Annotated in this window: 14 protein-coding genes; 5 read left to right on the top strand and 9 right to left on the bottom strand. The window is 71.1% G+C overall.

What is annotated here, in order from left to right; translation table 11 throughout:
- Positions 1 to 5: 5 nt before the first annotated feature.
- Positions 6 to 1,007 carry a D-alanine--D-alanine ligase gene (locus ACFYPR_RS15505; protein ID WP_354854826.1) on the top strand — a complete coding sequence of 334 codons (1,002 nt, stop codon included), beginning with the start codon at positions 6 to 8 and terminating at the stop codon, positions 1,005 to 1,007.
- Positions 1,008 to 1,099: 92 nt separating this feature from the next.
- Here ACFYPR_RS15505 and ACFYPR_RS15500 read toward each other — a convergent pair whose 3' ends face one another.
- The 9 genes from ACFYPR_RS15500 to rpmH all read right to left on the bottom strand — a co-directional run bounded on the left by ACFYPR_RS15500 (position 1,100) and on the right by rpmH (position 9,674).
- A complete protein-coding gene (locus ACFYPR_RS15500; protein WP_387260484.1) occupies positions 1,100 to 2,104 on the bottom strand; it encodes a hypothetical protein in 1,005 nt (334 codons plus the stop codon).
- Between the two features lie 1,313 nt (positions 2,105 to 3,417).
- Positions 3,418 to 4,446, bottom strand: coding sequence for a ParB/RepB/Spo0J family partition protein (locus tag ACFYPR_RS15495; RefSeq protein WP_387260482.1), 1,029 nt, complete (start codon positions 4,444 to 4,446; stop codon positions 3,418 to 3,420).
- Positions 4,447 to 4,473: 27 nt separating this feature from the next.
- Positions 4,474 to 5,793, bottom strand: a complete 1,320-nt coding sequence (locus tag ACFYPR_RS15490; RefSeq protein WP_354854831.1) for a ParA family protein — start codon at positions 5,791 to 5,793, stop codon at positions 4,474 to 4,476.
- Positions 5,794 to 6,054: 261 nt separating this feature from the next.
- Positions 6,055 to 6,765: a 16S rRNA (guanine(527)-N(7))-methyltransferase RsmG gene (rsmG, locus tag ACFYPR_RS15485; protein WP_387260648.1), complete on the bottom strand. Its 711-nt coding sequence runs from the start codon at positions 6,763 to 6,765 to the stop codon at positions 6,055 to 6,057.
- A gap of 211 nt (positions 6,766 to 6,976) precedes the next feature.
- Positions 6,977 to 7,597, bottom strand: a complete 621-nt coding sequence (locus ACFYPR_RS15480; protein ID WP_355063344.1) for a R3H domain-containing nucleic acid-binding protein — start codon at positions 7,595 to 7,597, stop codon at positions 6,977 to 6,979.
- Between the two features lie 215 nt (positions 7,598 to 7,812).
- A complete protein-coding gene (gene yidC, locus ACFYPR_RS15475; RefSeq protein WP_354854835.1) occupies positions 7,813 to 8,799 on the bottom strand; it encodes a membrane protein insertase YidC in 987 nt (328 codons plus the stop codon).
- Complete coding sequence (gene yidD, locus ACFYPR_RS15470) at positions 8,796 to 9,089, bottom strand: membrane protein insertion efficiency factor YidD (protein ID WP_354854837.1); 294 nt, start codon at positions 9,087 to 9,089, stop codon at positions 8,796 to 8,798. Before yidD ends, yidC begins: the two co-directional genes overlap by 4 nt.
- A complete protein-coding gene (gene rnpA / locus ACFYPR_RS15465; protein ID WP_354854839.1) occupies positions 9,086 to 9,502 on the bottom strand; it encodes a ribonuclease P protein component in 417 nt (138 codons plus the stop codon). The genes yidD and rnpA overlap by 4 nt, the downstream gene beginning before the upstream one ends.
- Positions 9,503 to 9,536: 34 nt before the next feature.
- The gene (rpmH, locus tag ACFYPR_RS15460; protein ID WP_007453904.1) at positions 9,537 to 9,674 is read right to left on the bottom strand and encodes a 50S ribosomal protein L34; all 138 of its coding nucleotides are present in this window, start codon (positions 9,672 to 9,674) and stop codon (positions 9,537 to 9,539) included.
- 498 nt (positions 9,675 to 10,172) lie between these two features.
- Between rpmH and dnaA the strand changes: the two genes are divergently transcribed.
- From dnaA to recF, 4 genes are all read left to right on the top strand, one after another.
- The gene (dnaA, locus tag ACFYPR_RS15455; RefSeq protein WP_387260479.1) at positions 10,173 to 12,125 is read left to right on the top strand and encodes a chromosomal replication initiator protein DnaA; all 1,953 of its coding nucleotides are present in this window, start codon (positions 10,173 to 10,175) and stop codon (positions 12,123 to 12,125) included.
- A 795-nt stretch (positions 12,126 to 12,920) separates the two neighbouring features.
- Positions 12,921 to 14,054 (top strand): DNA polymerase III subunit beta, encoded by a 1,134-nt coding sequence (gene dnaN, locus ACFYPR_RS15450; RefSeq protein WP_354854842.1) that lies wholly within the window; start codon positions 12,921 to 12,923, stop codon positions 14,052 to 14,054.
- A gap of 40 nt (positions 14,055 to 14,094) precedes the next feature.
- A complete protein-coding gene (gene gnd, locus ACFYPR_RS15445; protein ID WP_354854844.1) occupies positions 14,095 to 14,967 on the top strand; it encodes a phosphogluconate dehydrogenase (NAD(+)-dependent, decarboxylating) in 873 nt (290 codons plus the stop codon).
- A 16-nt stretch (positions 14,968 to 14,983) separates the two neighbouring features.
- Positions 14,984 to 16,117 carry a DNA replication/repair protein RecF gene (gene recF / locus ACFYPR_RS15440; RefSeq protein WP_355133905.1) on the top strand — a complete coding sequence of 378 codons (1,134 nt, stop codon included), beginning with the start codon at positions 14,984 to 14,986 and terminating at the stop codon, positions 16,115 to 16,117.
- Positions 16,118 to 16,140 lie beyond the last annotated feature (23 nt).

Raw genomic sequence — 16,140 nt, 5'->3', positions numbered from 1 at the left:
CCGGCATGGGTACGACCGCTGCCGAGCGCTTCTCCGTGACCGATTCCGCCGTCGCGGCCGACCTGCGTGTGCTGGTGCTCGCCGGCGGGCTCTCCTACGAACGGGACGTGTCGTTGCGCTCCGGTCGTCGGGTGCTCGACGCTCTGCGTGCCGTGGGCGTCGAGGCCGAGCTGCGGGATGCCGACGTGGCACTCCTGCCCGCCCTCGCGGCCGACCCGCCGGACGCGGTCGTGATCGCCCTGCACGGCGCGACCGGGGAGGACGGCTCGCTGCGGGGAGTGCTGGACCTGTGCGGCATCCCGTACGTCGGCTGCGACGCCCGGGCCTCCCGGCTCGCCTGGGACAAGCCCTCCGCGAAGGCGGTCCTGCGCGAGGCGGGCATCCCCACGCCGGACTGGGTGGCCCTGCCGCACGACCGCTTCTCCGAACTGGGCGCGGTCGCCGTGCTGGACCGGATCGCCGACCGGCTCGGTCTTCCGCTCATGGTCAAGCCGACGCAGGGCGGCTCGGGTCTGGGCGCCGCGGTGGTCCGGGACGCCGCGTCACTTCCGGCCGCGATGGTCGGTTGCTTCGCGTACGACTCGACGGCACTGGTGGAGCGGTACGTGCCCGGCATGGACGTGGCGGTCTCCGTGATCGACCTCGGGGACGGCCCGCAGGCGCTGCCGCCGGTGGAGATCGTGCCGCGTAACGGCGTGTACGACTACGCCGCCCGCTATACCGCCGGTCGGACCACGTGGCACGCTCCGGCCCGGCTGGAGCCGGAGGTGGCCGCCTCGGTGGCCGAGGTCGCTCTCGCCGCGCACACCGCGCTCGGTCTGCGGGACCTGTCCCGGGTCGACGTGATCGTGGACGCCGCCGGCCAGCCGCACGTGTTGGAGGTCAACGTCTCGCCCGGCATGACGGAGACGTCGCTGCTGCCGCTGGCCGTCCAGGCCGCCGGCCTGGACTTCGGCCGCCTCCTCGGCTCGCTGGTGACCCGGGCCGCCGCCCGCCGCACGGCCTGACCCTGACCTCGACCCATCGCACTCCCGCCGGCCGTGCGGTCGGCGGGTGCCGCATCCGCGGACCTCTCGCCAACCCACGGCCGAACCGGCGGTCAGCGTGGCGCGCGTACGTCGGGTGGGATGCGCCCGTCGTCGGTGACGATGGTGGGGGCGCTGTGGGGGGACGGAATGACCGGGCCGCGTTGATCGCCTGCCGACTCGGGGGCGTCTTCGGGGGCCGTCGCGGATTCGGCCACGGCTTCGGCAATCGAGCTGTCGGAGTGCGTTGACGCGGCAGCGGACGCTGCCGTGGCGCCGGTTACCGTGGCGCCGGGGGACGCGGCCCCCGGGCTGGTGTCCAGGGCCGGGGTCTTCGGGCCGCCGTCCCCGTCAGCGCCAGGGTCGGGGGCGTCGGCGTCGCTCTCGACTGCTGGCTCCGGGATCTCCTCGGCCGCCTCGATGACCGACACGACCTCCTCCTGGGCGGCTGCGGCATGGGCAGCCGCCGCAGCGGACTGGGCCAGCAGGCTCGACGGCGCCTGCCACTGGATGCGGGGCGGCTCGGCCAGCGGCCGGCCACCGAACTCGGCGAGCCAGGCAGCGACGAGCGCCAGATTTTCCCGCCACTGCGCCTCGGAGATCGGCGGCAGGATCGAATCCCACAGGGACAGGAAGGTCCCTCGCAACTGAAGCCGGCCGTACGGTCGAGCCAGGAACCACATGTGCAGGTGGGCGGAGCCGTCGCCCCATCGGTTGACGTGCACCCGCGCCACGCCGTCCAGCGACCGGATGGCCCGCTCCAGACGTACGGTCATCACGCCCAGCTCGGCGGCGAGCAGGTTCGGCAGGTCACCCAGGTCGAGGTGGGTCCGCGATTCCAGAATGAGCACCATCGGCAGGCCGGTCGGCCGGTCCATGGCGCGGACCCGCCACCGCTCTCCCACCCAGATGTAGGCGTCGTCCGGAGCGTTGCAGGCGGTGCATTCCCGGAGGCCCTCGCCCTTGCGTGGCGGTTCGACCGGGACCGGGTCGTCGAGCTGCTTCACGCGGAGGTCACCCTCGAAGGGAAACGAGGGCCACTGGGTGAAGTCCGGGACTGAGGGAGGGGTGTCGTGCACGACGCTGACCCTAACCGAGTCTGGCACCGCTGTCCCCTACCTGTTCGACCGGTCCCGACCCTCCCGATCAGCGTTCATCGTCGATCGCTGTTCCCGTCAGCGCTGACCACCGGAGCGATATCCACAGGCTGCCGAGAACGTGAACACAGGCCGTCATCCACAGGCCGGCACCCGCTTTCACGCGGGGTTTCACGTGAAACGAGGGGTGCCTGTGGACAACGGGTGTGGATAACTTTTCGGCCCCTCAGTCGTTGCCGGCGTACCCCGTCGTCGCCGTGTTGGTACCGGCGGCACCGAGGTCGCCTCGCCCGGAGGGTTGGGGCCTTGGCGGTGTGCCATGTGCCGGCGGGGCCGGTGCTTGCGTGGTCGCCGTTTCACGTGAAACGGGTGGCTCTGGCTCAGCCCCGCGACGGAACGCCCTTCAGGGCAGACGAACAGGTGCCCCGTGCGGCCCCTCAGCGAGCCGCTGCCGTCCCGAGGACGGAGAGGGGTGCCTCGGGTCGACCCGGTGCCCTGCGAACGCCCCTCGGCGCTCGTGTAGGTCATCCGCCATCCGGTCTGCCCCTCGCGGGTCTCGCGCGCCGTGGGCTGGTCGGTTCCGTGCTCTGCTCCAGCTGACTCGGTGCTGCTGTCCTCGCTGACTCTGCACGGCTGAACCCGCACGGACATCGCGCGACCGTCGGCGCTCACTCCGCGCCACGCTCGCCAGCTTCGCGAGCGTGGGCCCACACTGACTTCGCGGTCGACCCACGCTGCGCTTCGCGCAGCCGGCGCTCGGCCTCTCGGGCCCGTCGACTCCCCAGGATCCGACAGCGCCCCGTCGAGGGGCCGACCGTCCCGGCCCAGTTCTGGCACCGCGCCACCGAGGGCCGACCGTCCCGGCCCGGTTCTGGCGCCGCGCCGCCCAGGGGCCGACCATCTCGGTCTAGGTCTGGGCGCCGCGCCACCGAGGGCCGACCGTCCCGGCCTGGATCTGGCACCGCGCCGCCGAGGGGCCGACTATCGCGGCCCAGTCCTGGCACCGCGCCGCTGAGGCGTCGACCATCCCAGCCTAGGTACGGGCAGCGCGTCGCCGAGGGGTCGACCACTTCGACTTACCGAACTCTCGTGTGCCGCACCGAGATGGCACCGGTTCATGCGCTCGCCGCCAGGCACCTGCGGCCGAGCCGGCACCCGGGGCCGGGGGCTGGCCAGCCGAGAGCGAACAGGTTCTGACCGCTGAGCGCGTGGTGCCGTTTCACGTGAAACGAGGACGGATGCGGAACGGCCGCGCACCCCGAGGGGACGCGCGGCCGTAATGGGAGACGGGACGCTCAGTCCTCCGTCTCTTCCTCCTCCTGCGGCACGCCGATGATGCCGACGATCCGCTCCAGGTCGTCCACCGTGGCGAACTCGATCGTGATCTTGCCCTTGCTCCGGCCGATGTCCACCTTCACCCGGGTGTCGAAGCGGTCCGACAGTCGATCGGCGAGATCCGACAGGGCGGGCGCGTGCGGCTTCGGTCGCCGCTTGGCGGCCTGGCCCTTCGCGGGGCCGTCGTTCAGGGCGAGAGCCACGATCTCCTCGGTCGCCCGCACCGACAGCCCTTCGGCCACGATGCGCAACGCCAACTGCTCCTGGGCCTCCGAGTCGTCGAGGCTCAACAGCGCGCGGGCGTGGCCGGCAGACAGGATGCCCGCGGCAACCCGGCGCTGCACCTGGGCCGGCAGGTTCAAGAGCCGGATCGTGTTGGAGATCTGCGGCCGGCTGCGGCCGATCCGGCGGGCCAACTCCTCGTGGGTGGCACCGAACTCCTCCAGCAACTGCTGGTACGCGGCGGCCTCTTCCAACGGGTTCAGGTTGGCCCGATGGATGTTCTCCAGCAGCGCGTCGCGGAGCATGGCGTCGTCGCGGGTGTCCCGGACGATCGCCGGGATGTTCTCCCGGCCCACCGCCTGGGCAGCCCGCCAACGGCGCTCGCCCATCACCAGCTCGTACTTCTCGTCGTCGAGCTGACGCACGACGATCGGCTGGAGGAAACCGACCTCCTGGATCGAGGTCTTCAGTTCCTCCAGCGCCTCCTCGTCGAAGACCTGGCGGGGCTGCTTCGGGTTCGGCACGATCGCGTCGACCGGGATCTCCGCGAACCGGGCACCCGGCACGGGACTGAGCGTGGGCTCGGGCTGGTGGACTGTCGACACGGCGGGAGCCGTCGACTGGGTCCCGGCCGTCGCACCGTCGTCGACGTCAACGTGCCCGTTCTCCGGCTCGGCCGTCACGGTGCCGGCGGCACCCGGCACCGGCCCGGTCGGGATGAGCGCCCCCAGGCCCCGTCCCAGACCGCCCCGAGGACGGTTCTTCATGCCACGCCTCCCAGCGACTTGTCCCCACTACGCATTCCGACCCACCGGCTCCTTGACGCCCCGCTCGGCGATCTCCTGGGCGGCCTCGAAGTAACTCGTGGCGCCCCGCGAACCGGGATCGTAGGTCATCACCGACTGGCCGTAGCTGGGTGCCTCGGAGACCCGCACGTTGCGGGGGATGACCGCTTGGAGGACCTTGTCGCCGAAGTGGTTCCGGACGTCCTGCTCGACCGCGTCCGCGAGGCGGGTACGCCGGTCGTACATGGTGAGCAGGATGGTGGACACGTCGAGCTTCGGGTTGAGGTGTTGCCGCACCAGGTTGATGTTGTTGATCAGCTGGTTGAGCCCCTCCAGGGCGTAGTACTCGCACTGGATCGGGATCAGCACCTCCTGCGCGGCGACCAGAGCGTTGACCGTGAGCAGGCCGAGCGAGGGCGGGCAGTCGATGAAGACGTAGTCGAACTGGCCCGGGTAGGCGGCGATCGCACGGTCGAGGCGCGACTCCCGCGCCACCACCGACACCAGCTCGATCTCCGCGCCGGCGAGGTCGATCGTGGCCGGTACGCACCACAGGTTGGGGATGCCCTCGACCGCCTGCGCCACCTCGGAGAGCGGCACGCTGTTGATCAGACAGTCGTAGACGTCGGGGATGCCGGTGTGGTGCGGCACGTTGAGGCCGGTCGAGGCGTTGCCCTGCGGGTCGAGATCGACCACGAGCACCCGGTTGCCATGCAGGGCGAGTGCCACCGCGAGGTTCACCGTGGTCGTGGTCTTACCCACGCCGCCCTTCTGGTTGGCGACGCACATGACCCGGGTCCGGTCCGGTCGAGGCATGGTCACCTCGCCACTGGGATTCAGGATCTGCACGGCGCGCATCGCCTCCATAGCCAACGGTGGGTCATCCTCTTCGCGCGTCGGGGTTTCACGTGAAACGTACGTGGGATCGGCCGCGACCGCGGCCAGCGACTCGGTCGACGTGACCGGTACGTCCGGGACCACCGGCGCCGCATCGCGTGCCGCCGCTGCGGTCGGCTGGTGCGGCACTGCCGGCTCGAAGCGAACCGCCGCGGCCGTGTTCCGCCGGCCGAGCGGCTGTCGCACCTCGGCGGCGTTGACCGGTCGACTGGGTCCGTCGGATGCTCGACGACCAGCCGTCGGCTCGGGAGTCTCCAACCCGGCGAGGTGAACCGCCGGGTCGTCCCGCGATACCAGCGGATCGCTGTCCGCCGGAGGGGTGGACGCCCCGGTGGCACCGGGCGACCAGCTGGGGTAGTCGGTTTCACGTGAAACAGGGTCGCTGGTTGACCCGGTCACGCGTGGATCGTCGTACCTGCCGTCGTCATGCACCTGTCATCCCTGCCCGCTTCGGATGGTCGGTCCGCGCCCCGGTCAACTTGGCCACACCCGCGCTCGCGCTCGCACCCCGGAGCGTACGGCCCCTCGGGAGCGGTCGGAGTCCGCGACGTCCGTCGGCCGCTCCACATTATCGACGCGCGGTCAGCCTACGGCGGACGGGCGCGGCCGGTCCACGTCGGGTTCTCATTCCCTCGTCCATCCGTACCGGTACAACGAGGCAACCCTCCGACCGGACGCCCGATGGCGCGATGGTCAGCGGCGGCGAGCTCGCCCGCCGCGGGAGCGCTTACTGGCAGCCGGCCGGGCCGGACCGACCATCCGCTCACGGACGATCTCCACCACGGTCGTGGGCGGGTCGATCACCCCAACACCACAGAGGTGTACGGCGGCTTCCCCGCCACCGAGCCGCGCCACGACGTCGGCGTGCTCCTCGATCTCCGCAGCGGCGGACGATCCCTTGAGCGCCAGCAGCCGCCCACCCCGCACGGCAAGCGGGAGGCACCAGGCCGCCAACCGGTCCAGCGGTGCGACCGCGCGGGCCGTCACCACGTCGCCGCTGATCGGTTCCCGGCCACTCGATCCGCTGGCGGCTTCGTCGGCGCGGCCGCGGAACACCCGTACCGACCTGGTCAGGCCGAGCCGCTCAACGACCTCGATCAGGAAGGACGTCCGCCGAGCCAGCGGCTCGATCAGGGTGACTGTCAGGTCGGGGCGCGCGATGGCCAGCACCAGACCGGGCAGACCGGCGCCGGAGCCCACGTCGAGCACGCTCGCCCCGGTCGGAATGCGCTCGACCACCGCGGCACAGTTGAGGAGATGACGGTCCCAGATCCGGGGCGCCTCGCGCGGGCCGATCAGACCGCGGACCACACCGTCGGTGGCCAGGATTTCGGCGTACGCGGCGGCCAGGTCGAGCCGGTCACCGAAGAGGGTCAGTGCGGCCGGGGCCAGCTCGGGCGGCAGCGCGACGTCCGACGGCGACGGTGTGCCGTCGGCCGAGGCGGCCGGTGGCGCCGAACCGTCGGCCGAGAGAGCCGAGGACGGGCCGGCGGCAGCCTCGTCGTACCCCGTCGGGTCGGTGTCGGCAGTGGCACGCCGGACAGCGGACGGCCCGGACGGCGTGCCGCCCGGGCCGGTCACGGCGTCAGCCGTGGTGTCGTCGTGGGTCACCCGGTCAGTCCGCCGGTCGCACGACGATGCGCCGGTTGGGCTCGACGCCCTCCGACTCGCTCTCCACGCCGGACATGGCGTTGACGACGTCGTGGACGCACTTGCGCTCGAACGCGGACATCGCCTCCAGGCGCACCGGCTCGCCGTACTCCTTGACCTTCTCGACGGCGTTCTTGGCGACGGCGGCGAGTTCCTTGCGGCGGTTCGCCCGGTAGCCGCCGACGTCGAGCAGCAGGCGGCTCGGCGTACCGGTCTGCCGGAAGACGGCGAGCCGGGTCAGCTCCTGGAGCGCCTCCAGGGTGGCGCCGCGCTGGCCGACCAGGTTCTGCAGTCGAGCACCGACCACCTCGACCACCGGACGGCCGCCAGCGACCAGCTCGTCGATGTCGCCGTCGTAGTCGAGGATGTCGAGCAGCCCCTCGACGTAGTCGGCCGCGATCTCGCTCTGCCGGAACAGGTCGGACTCGCCCACGGCCTTCTTCTCACGACCACCGGCGGCGGCCTCGGTGTCGTCGCCGTCGGCCTCGGTCTCGTCGTCCTCGGTGTCGTCGCCGTCGACCGCGAGCGTCGCGGTCTCCTCCTCGTCCAGGGACTGTTCGGCGCGGGGGATGCTGGTCTCGGTCACGGTCTCATCTCCGTACTCGCTCGGCCGGACCGTCGGGTCCGCTGGTTTCCCGGGGGCCGGCGGGAGGTCGCCGGTGCCCACGGGCACGTCTGTACGGGCAGTGTCGCCCGTGACCGCGTCGTGCGCGGCCGGTTCCGCCCGGCGCCGGCCGTACGGCGGCTGCGCGGTGCGGGGTCGGGCCGCCGCCGGTTGCCCGGCGACGAGCCCTACGGGGTTCAGCCCTGCCGCTTGGCCGGGCGGCTCTTCTTCGGGTTGGCCGGCTTGGCGCCCGGCTTCGGGCCCGCCACCTTCGGCGCGGTCGCCTTGACCGGGGCCGTGGGGGCGGCCTTGCCGCGCCCGAACAGGCCGCCCGACTTGGCGGGCTGCACCGGGTTGCGAGTGGCCGCGGGGGCGGTGGCCTTCTTGGCGGTCACCGGCGGCGGGAACTTCCGCAGCACCCACTGCTGCTGCCCGAGAGTGAAGAGGTTGTTCGTGACCCAGTAGATGATCACACCGATCGGGAAGATCGAGCCGGAGATCAACAGCGAGGCGGGGATGCCGTAGAGCATCAGCCGCTGGATCATCCGCTGCTGCGGGTCCTCAGCCCACCCGGTCTTGAGGATCATCTGACGGCTGGTCAGGTAGGTGGTCGCGATCATGACCAGGACCAGGATACCGGCGATGATCTTGACCGTGGTGCCGTTGGCGCCGAGACGGGCCAGCTCGTCGGCGCTGGAGCCGAACTTGCCGGCGATCGGGGCGGTGAACAGCTTGGCGTTCGACGCGCTGTCGAACTGTTCGACCGTCCAGCCGTAGAGGGTCTTGCTCTGCTTGGCCGGGTCGAGGCGGCGCAGCACGTGGAAGAGGCCGAGGAAGACGGGGATCTGGAGGAACATCGGAAGGCAGCCCATGAGCGGGTTGGCCTTTTCCTTCCGGTAGAGCTCCATCATTTCCTTCTGGAGCGTCTCCCGGTCACCCTTGTGCTTCTCCTGCAGCTCCTTGACCTTGGGCTGCAGTGCCTGCATCGCCCGCTGAGACTTGATCTGCTTGACGAAGACCGGGAACAGGATCACCCGGACGGAGACCACCAGGAAGACGATGGCCAGGATCCAGGCGAAGTTGGTGCCGATCACCGCGTCGATGGGCACCCCGATGGCGTCCCAGGCGGAGTGCCAGGTCAGCAGGATCCACGAAATCGCGTAGTAGATCCAGTCGAGACTCAATTCGGTGCTCCAGTCACATCGGCACGGCGGCGACCGCCCGGCTCCGGCACCGGGTCATGTCCACCAGGGTGGAAGGGGTGGCAGCGCAACAGCCGCCGGACCGCCAGCGCGGCTCCCCGGAGCGCGCCGTGCCGGGCCACCGCCTCCTGGGCGTACGCACTGCACGACGGGTAGAACCGACAGCGAGCCGGCAGTGCCGGACTTATCCACCGACGGTACGCGATGATGGGCGCGATCAGCACCCTGGCACCGGTTGACGTCGGGCGCGGGGCGGTCGGGTCGGTGCTCACCGGGACCGCCTCTCCCGGGGCGTGCGGGCAACCGCGATGGCGGAGTCCAGATCCGCGGCGAGCCGGGGATACGACGCCTCGGCCGCGGCGGGCAGCGCCCGGACGACAAGGGTGCTGCCGGCGGGCAGCGCGTCCAGCCGCTCCCGGACCAACGCCCGCAGTCGACGCCGGACCTTGTTGCGGACCACCGCGTTTCCGACGGCCTTGGATACGACGAAGCCGGCGCGGGCCGGAGCGGAGGGCTGCTCCGCAACGGTGTCCCGCGCCGGCTCCGGCGAGGTCGTTGTGCTGGTCCCGGTGGCCGACGGCATGGTCAGGTGGACCACGACCGCGCCCCGGCCGACGCGACGGCCACCGCGAACCGCTGCGGCGAAGTCAGTGCTACGCCGCAGTCGCTGTGCGGCGGCCAGCACGACTGCCCACGTCCCCCGGACCGGCCCGGTCGGCTCAGGCCGACAGGGTGGTGCGACCCTTGGCGCGGCGGCTCGAGAGGATGGCACGGCCGGCACGGGTGCGCATGCGCAGCCGGAAGCCGTGGGTCTTCGCGCGCCGGCGGTTGTTCGGCTGGTAGGTGCGCTTGCTCACGTCAGGCTCTCCGTTTTCGTACGCGCCCCGCGCGACGGGATCGCCGGGGTCGTGGGGTGGTCCAGGCCACCTCGACGGTGGCCACCGATCGGTGCTGCCCTGCGGAGCCGAACCTCGGCGGTGCGGGGATGCGACCGCGGACAGCAAGCACCCATCACCCTAGCAGAGGACGAGAGAGCAGCCGCTCCAGCCTACGCAGGGGTGCAATGACCGTCAAACACCCACAGCGGGGGACATCGGGACGCGCCCGGGACCGAAGGGGCGGTTTTCGCTGATGCCGACAAGGCCGCTGCCGCGTCGCCGGTTGATGGGGCAGGGACAACGCTGTTACCGTGCCCGATTGCGGTGAGCGTCGGAAGCTCCGGTCGTCGCGCGCAGGCAAGACCGGACACGCTGGTGAATCGTTCGGCACGGTGAACCCGCTTCAGCGCACGTCCAGGCAGGGGGCAGGTCCCACCCGCGCCCGGCGGGCGGCCACAATCGGTCGGTACACAGGCTGTGGATAACCTGTGGACGACCGCTGGTCAGCTGTCCGGGTGGGTGTTGTTCCACCCGCGCACGCGGCGGGCCCGGGACGGCCGGCTGGCAGACAGCGGCGGCCGGGAGCAGAGGCGAGGGGGTGGCACGACGGTGGCCGGTACGACCGACCTTGCCGCGGTGTGGTTGGCGGCGACCGACGAGCTCGCCGACGAGATCATCTCTGCCCAGCAACGTGCCTACCTCCGGCTGACCCGGCTCCGGGCGATCGTCGAGGACACCGCGCTGCTCTCCGTACCGGACGCGTTCACCCGGGACGTGATCGAGTCGCGGCTCCGCCCGGCGATCACCGAGGCGCTGACCCGCCGGCTCGGCCGGCCGATCCAGGTGGCCGTGACCGTGCGGGTGGCCGAGGACGCCACCGGGCGCCCGGCCGGCACCGTCTACCGCAGCACCCCCGAGCCGGGGCTGCTCGACGTCGAGGATCCGCCGTCCGCCCCGCTCGGCGACGAGTACACCGGGCGAGGTGTGGCCGACGAGGCAATTGGTGAGCAGCAGCGCCCACCCGCGAGCGCCGTACCGCCGGCGCCGGCGGGTCCGCCTCCCGCGTCGGCCGTCGACGGGCACCGGTCCGGCCTGATCCCCGCCAGCCGGGACGGGCAGGAGGCCCTCTTCAGCGCGGCCTTCGTGGAGCCGATGCGGTCGCCCCGACCGGCGCCCGAGCGGCGCGGGTACGACGAACAGGCGGCCCGCCTCGACCCGCCCGGCCCCGACACCCGGCCCTACGAGCCCCGCTACCGCGAGGACGCCGCGTCCCCCCGGGACCAGCACGTGATCCGTTCGCTGCCCCGTGACGGTGCGACGGACAGCGGTCCGGGCCGCAGTGGGATGGAACACCGCGCGGGCGGCCGCGACGACCGCCGACTGCCCGGCACCGACACCGGCGGCAACCGGCTGAACCCGAAGTACATGTTCGAGACGTTCGTCATCGGCTCGTCCAACCGGTTCGCCCACGCGGCGAGCGTGGCGGTGGCCGAGTCGCCGGCGAAGGCGTACAACCCGCTGTTCATCTACGGCAGCTCTGGGTTGGGCAAGACGCACCTGCTGCACGCCATCGGGCACTACGCCACGACGCTCGGCAACGCCCGGTCGGTGCGGTACGTCTCGACCGAGGAGTTCACCAACGACTTCATCAACTCGCTGCGGGACGACAAGACCAGCGCGTTCCAGCGGCGCTACCGCGACGTCGACATCCTGCTGATCGACGACATCCAGTTCCTGGAGAACCGCGAGCGTACGCAGGAGGAGTTCTTCCACACCTTCAACACCCTGCACAACGCCAACAAGCAGATCGTCATCACCTCGGACCGGTCGCCGAAGCAGTTGGCCACGCTGGAGGACCGGCTGCGGACGCGCTTCGAGTGGGGCCTGCTCGCTGACATCCAGCCGCCGGATCTGGAGACGCGGATCGCGATCCTGCAGAAGAAGGCGGCGCAGGAGCGGCTGTACGCCCCGCCGGACGTGCTGGAGTTCATCGCCTCCCGGGTGTCGAACTCGATCCGGGAGCTGGAGGGCGCGCTGATCCGGGTGACCGCGTTCGCGAGCCTGACGCGGTCGACCGTCGAGCTGTCGCTGGCCGAGGAGGTGCTGCGGGACTTCATCCCGGACGGCGCCGGCCCGGAGATCACGGCGGACCAGATCATGGTCTCCACGGCCGACTACTTCGGGGTGAGCCTGGAGGACCTGCGCGGCCAGTCCCGCTCCCGGGTGCTGGTCAACGCCCGCCAGGTGGCCATGTACCTGTGTCGGGAGCTGACCGAGTTGTCGCTGCCCCGGATCGGGCAGGCGTTCGGCGGCCGGGACCACACCACGGTCATGCACGCGGACCGCAAGATCCGCCAGCAGATGGCCGAGCGGCGTTCGCTCTACAACCAGATCGCCGAGCTGACCAACCGAATCAAGCAGAACACCTGAGGGATACGTCGCACGACGCGGCGGACACGCCCGGCCGGAGATCCGGCCGGGCGTTCTTTTTTTCGACTCCGGCGGGCCTCGGCTCGCCTCCCGGGCGGCTTCGGCTTGACCCTCGACATGGTGCAGACCACAGGATCGACGCCGTGTCCACCTTGATACTCACTCGTTGTCCACAGCTCGTTATCCACCGTCGGTGGATAACTACGGTCCGTCCTCCGCCAGTTACCCACAGGCTGTGGAGAAACCCTGTGTACGACGCTGTGGACGGCTGGGGACAACGACGAGGTTGTCCACCGATGATCGTCGACCTGTGTACGAGCTGTTGAAGGTTCTGGGGACAACGGCAATGGTGATCTTCTCGGTCGTCCACAGGCATGGGGAGAAAGTCGGTGGATTACCGGTGGACAACCGGTGGACAACGGTGGACAACCGGCCGTCGTCGCCGGGCTGTGGACACCCGAGGCAGTTGTACCCCCGGTTCTCCACAGCCAACTCACCGGTGGATAACCTGTCTGAGCTGCGCAGACCCGAGTTCTCCACAGTTTGCACAGGTGCGATGAAGACGATGGGTTATCTCTTCTAAGAGAACAAAAATCAATCATCACCGTTGGGCTTTCTGTGGATCGGGCCGAATGCTGCCGGACAGGCCGGTCAGCATCGACACGATCCACGGGGTCGGGCGCACAGCCGATGTCCCTGCGCCCTAAGGTGCGATGGGTACCCGCACGGTCGGGCGGGACGGTAGGCAGCGGTCGGCATGAGAGAGTTGTCGCTGACGTCGACGCGGAGGCATTGATGAAGTTCCGAGTGGAGCGCGACGCGCTCGCCGAGGCCGTGGCGTGGACCGCGAAGAGCCTGCCGAACCGGCCATCCGTACCGGTGCTCGCCGGGGTGATGCTCCGCGTCACCGACGGCAACCTGCGGGTCTCCGGCTTCGACTACGAGGTTTCCAGTCAGGTGACCGTCGAGGTGCAGGGTGACGCCGACGGCGCCGCGCTGGTCTCCGGTCGCCTGCTCGCCGAGATCACCAAAGCGTTGCCGGCCAAGCCGGTCGACATCGCTGCGGTCGGCGCCCACCTCGAACTGGTCTGCGGCAGCGCCCGGTTCACCCTGCCCACCATGCCGGTGGAGGACTACCCCGCCCTGCCCGAGATGCCGCAGAGCGCCGGCACCGTCGACGCCGCGGCGTTCGCCACAGCGGTCTCCCAGGTGGCCATCGCCGCCGGCCGGGACGAGACGCTGCCGATGATGACCGGCGTCCGCGTCGAGCTCTCCGGCAACACGCTGTCGATGCTCGCCACCGACCGGTACCGGCTGGCGTTGCGCGAGATCCAGTGGCGGCCCGACGACCCCGAGGTCAGCATCAACGCCCTGGTCCCGGCCCGCACCCTGAACGACACCGCCAAGGCGCTCGGCCCGCTGGGCGGCGAGGTCACCCTCGCCCTCGCTCAGGGCGCGGCGGGCGAGGGCATGGTCGGCCTCGCCGGCGGCACCCGTCGCACCACCAGCCGGCTGCTCGACGGCGCCAACTACCCGCCGGTGCGCTCGCTCTTCCCGGCCACCCACAACGCCGAGGCCCGGGTGTCGGTCAGCACCCTGATCGAGGTCGTCAAGCGGGTCGCCCTGGTGGCCGAGCGCACCACCCCGGTGCTGCTCAGCTTCAGCGCCGACGGGCTGGTGGTCGAGGCCGGCGGCTCCGAGGAGGCACGGGCGAGCGAGGCGATGGAGGCCACCTTCACCGGTGACGCGCTGACCATCGGCTTCAACCCGCAGTACCTCATCGACGGCCTGGCGAACCTGGGCTCGCAGACCGCCGTGCTGTCGTTCGTCGACGCCTTCAAACCCGCGGTGATCTCACCCGCCGGCGAGGATGGCGAGACCATTCCGGGGTATCGGTACCTCATCATGCCGATCCGCGTGTCTCGCTGATCGCGCCCAGCAACACCCAGATCCACGGAGGTAGGAACAAATGCAGCTCGGCCTGGTAGGACTCGGCCGGATGGGCGGCAACATGCGCGAGCGGTTGCGGGCTGCCGGCCACGAGGTGGTCGGTTTCGATCACAACCCGCAGCTGAGCGACGCGGCAAGCCTCGCCGAGCTGGCGCAGAAGCTGGAATCGCCGCGGGCGGTCTGGGTCATGGTGCCCGCCGGCGTCACCGACGCCACGATCGACGAACTCGCCGGGGTGCTCGGCGAGGGCGACATCATCATCGACGGCGGCAACTCCCGCTTCAGCGACGACGCCCCCCGGGCCGAGCGGTTGAACGAGCGCGGCATCGGCTACGTGGACGTCGGCGTCTCCGGGGGCGTCTGGGGCCGGCAGAACGGCTACGGGCTGATGGTCGGCGGCGCCCAGGAGCACGTCGACCGGCTCATGCCGATCTTCCAGGCGCTCAAGCCGGAGGGTGAGTTCGGTTTCGTGCACGCCGGCCCCGTCGGCGCCGGGCACTACTCGAAGATGGTGCACAACGGCATCGAGTACGGCCTCATGCACGCCTACGCCGAGGGCTACGAGCTGTTGACCGCCTCCGAGCTGGTGACCAACGTCCCGGGCGTGTTCAAGTCCTGGCGCGAGGGCACCGTGGTCCGCTCCTGGCTGCTCGACCTGCTGGACCGGGCCCTCGACGAGGATCCGGAGCTGGCCGACCTGAGCGGCTACACCGAGGACACCGGCGAGGGTCGCTGGACCGTCGACGAGGCGGTCCGTCTCGCCGTCCCGCTGAACGTCATCACCGCCTCCCTGTTCGCCCGGTTCGCCTCCCGGCAGGACGACTCACCCGCCATGAAGGCCGTCGCCGCGCTGCGCCAGCAGTTCGGTGGCCACGCCGTCCACAAGCGCTGAGCGGTATCCACACCCTGTGTACGTCCAGCGGCTGGAACTGGTCGACTTCCGCTCGTACGAGCGGGTCGCCGTCGACCTCCAGCCGGGGGCGAACGTCCTGATCGGCGCCAACGGCGTCGGCAAGACCAATCTCGTCGAGGCGCTCGGCTACGTGGCGACCCTGGATTCGCACCGGGTCGCCACGGACGCGCCGCTGGTCCGGATGGGCGCCACCTCGGCGGTGATCCGCTGCGCGGTAATCCACGACGGCCGGGAACTCCTCGTTGAGCTGGAGATCGTGCCGGGCCGGGCCAACCGGGCGCGGCTGGGCCGCTCCCCGGCGCGCCGGGCGCGGGACGTGCTCGGCGCCCTGCGACTGGTGCTCTTCGCGCCGGAGGACCTGGAGCTGGTCCGCGGCGATCCGGCCGAGCGCCGTCGCTACCTGGACGACCTCCTGGTCAACCGGCAACCCCGCTATGCGGGAGTACGGGCCGACTACGAGCGGGTCGTCAAGCAGCGCAACGCTCTGCTGCGTACCGCGTACCTCGCCCGCAAGACCGGCGGCTCCCGGGGCGGCGACCTCGGCACCCTCGCCGTCTGGGACACCCACCTGGCCCAGCACGGCGCGGAGCTGCTCGCCGGGCGGCTGGAGCTGGTCGCCGCGCTCACCCCGCACGTCGCCAAGGCGTACGACGCGGTGGCCGCCGGACGGGGCGCGGCCGGTATCGCCTACCGGCCGTCGATCGAGCTGGCCGAGCCGACCACCGACCGGGCCACGCTGGCCGAGGCGCTGACGACCGCGCTCGCCGCCTCCCGCACCGCCGAGATCGAACGGGGAACCACCCTCGTCGGCCCGCACCGCGACGAGCTGGCCCTGTCCCTCGGTCCGCTCCCCGCCAAGGGGTACGCCAGCCACGGCGAGTCCTGGTCCTTCGCGCTCGCCCTGCGGCTGGCCGGGTACGACCTGCTGCGCGCCGACGGTATCGAGCCGGTCCTGGTGCTCGACGACGTCTTCGCCGAGCTGGACACCGGGCGCCGGGAGCGGCTGGCGGAGCTGGTCGGCGGGGCGAGTCAGCTGCTGGTCACCTGCGCCGTGGACGACGACGTGCCGGCCGCGCTGCGCGGCACCCGCTATCAGGTCGGCGAGGGGACGGTACGACGTGTCGGATGAACCGGACGCCAGGCGGTCAGGCG

Origin of the sequence: Micromonospora sp. NPDC005254, assembly GCF_042872525.1 — a bacterium.
In the GTDB taxonomy this organism is placed as follows: Bacteria; Actinomycetota; Actinomycetes; order Mycobacteriales; family Micromonosporaceae; genus Micromonospora.
Note: the sequence above shows the minus strand (reverse complement) of the source record. Positions and strands in the feature narration are given on the sequence as shown.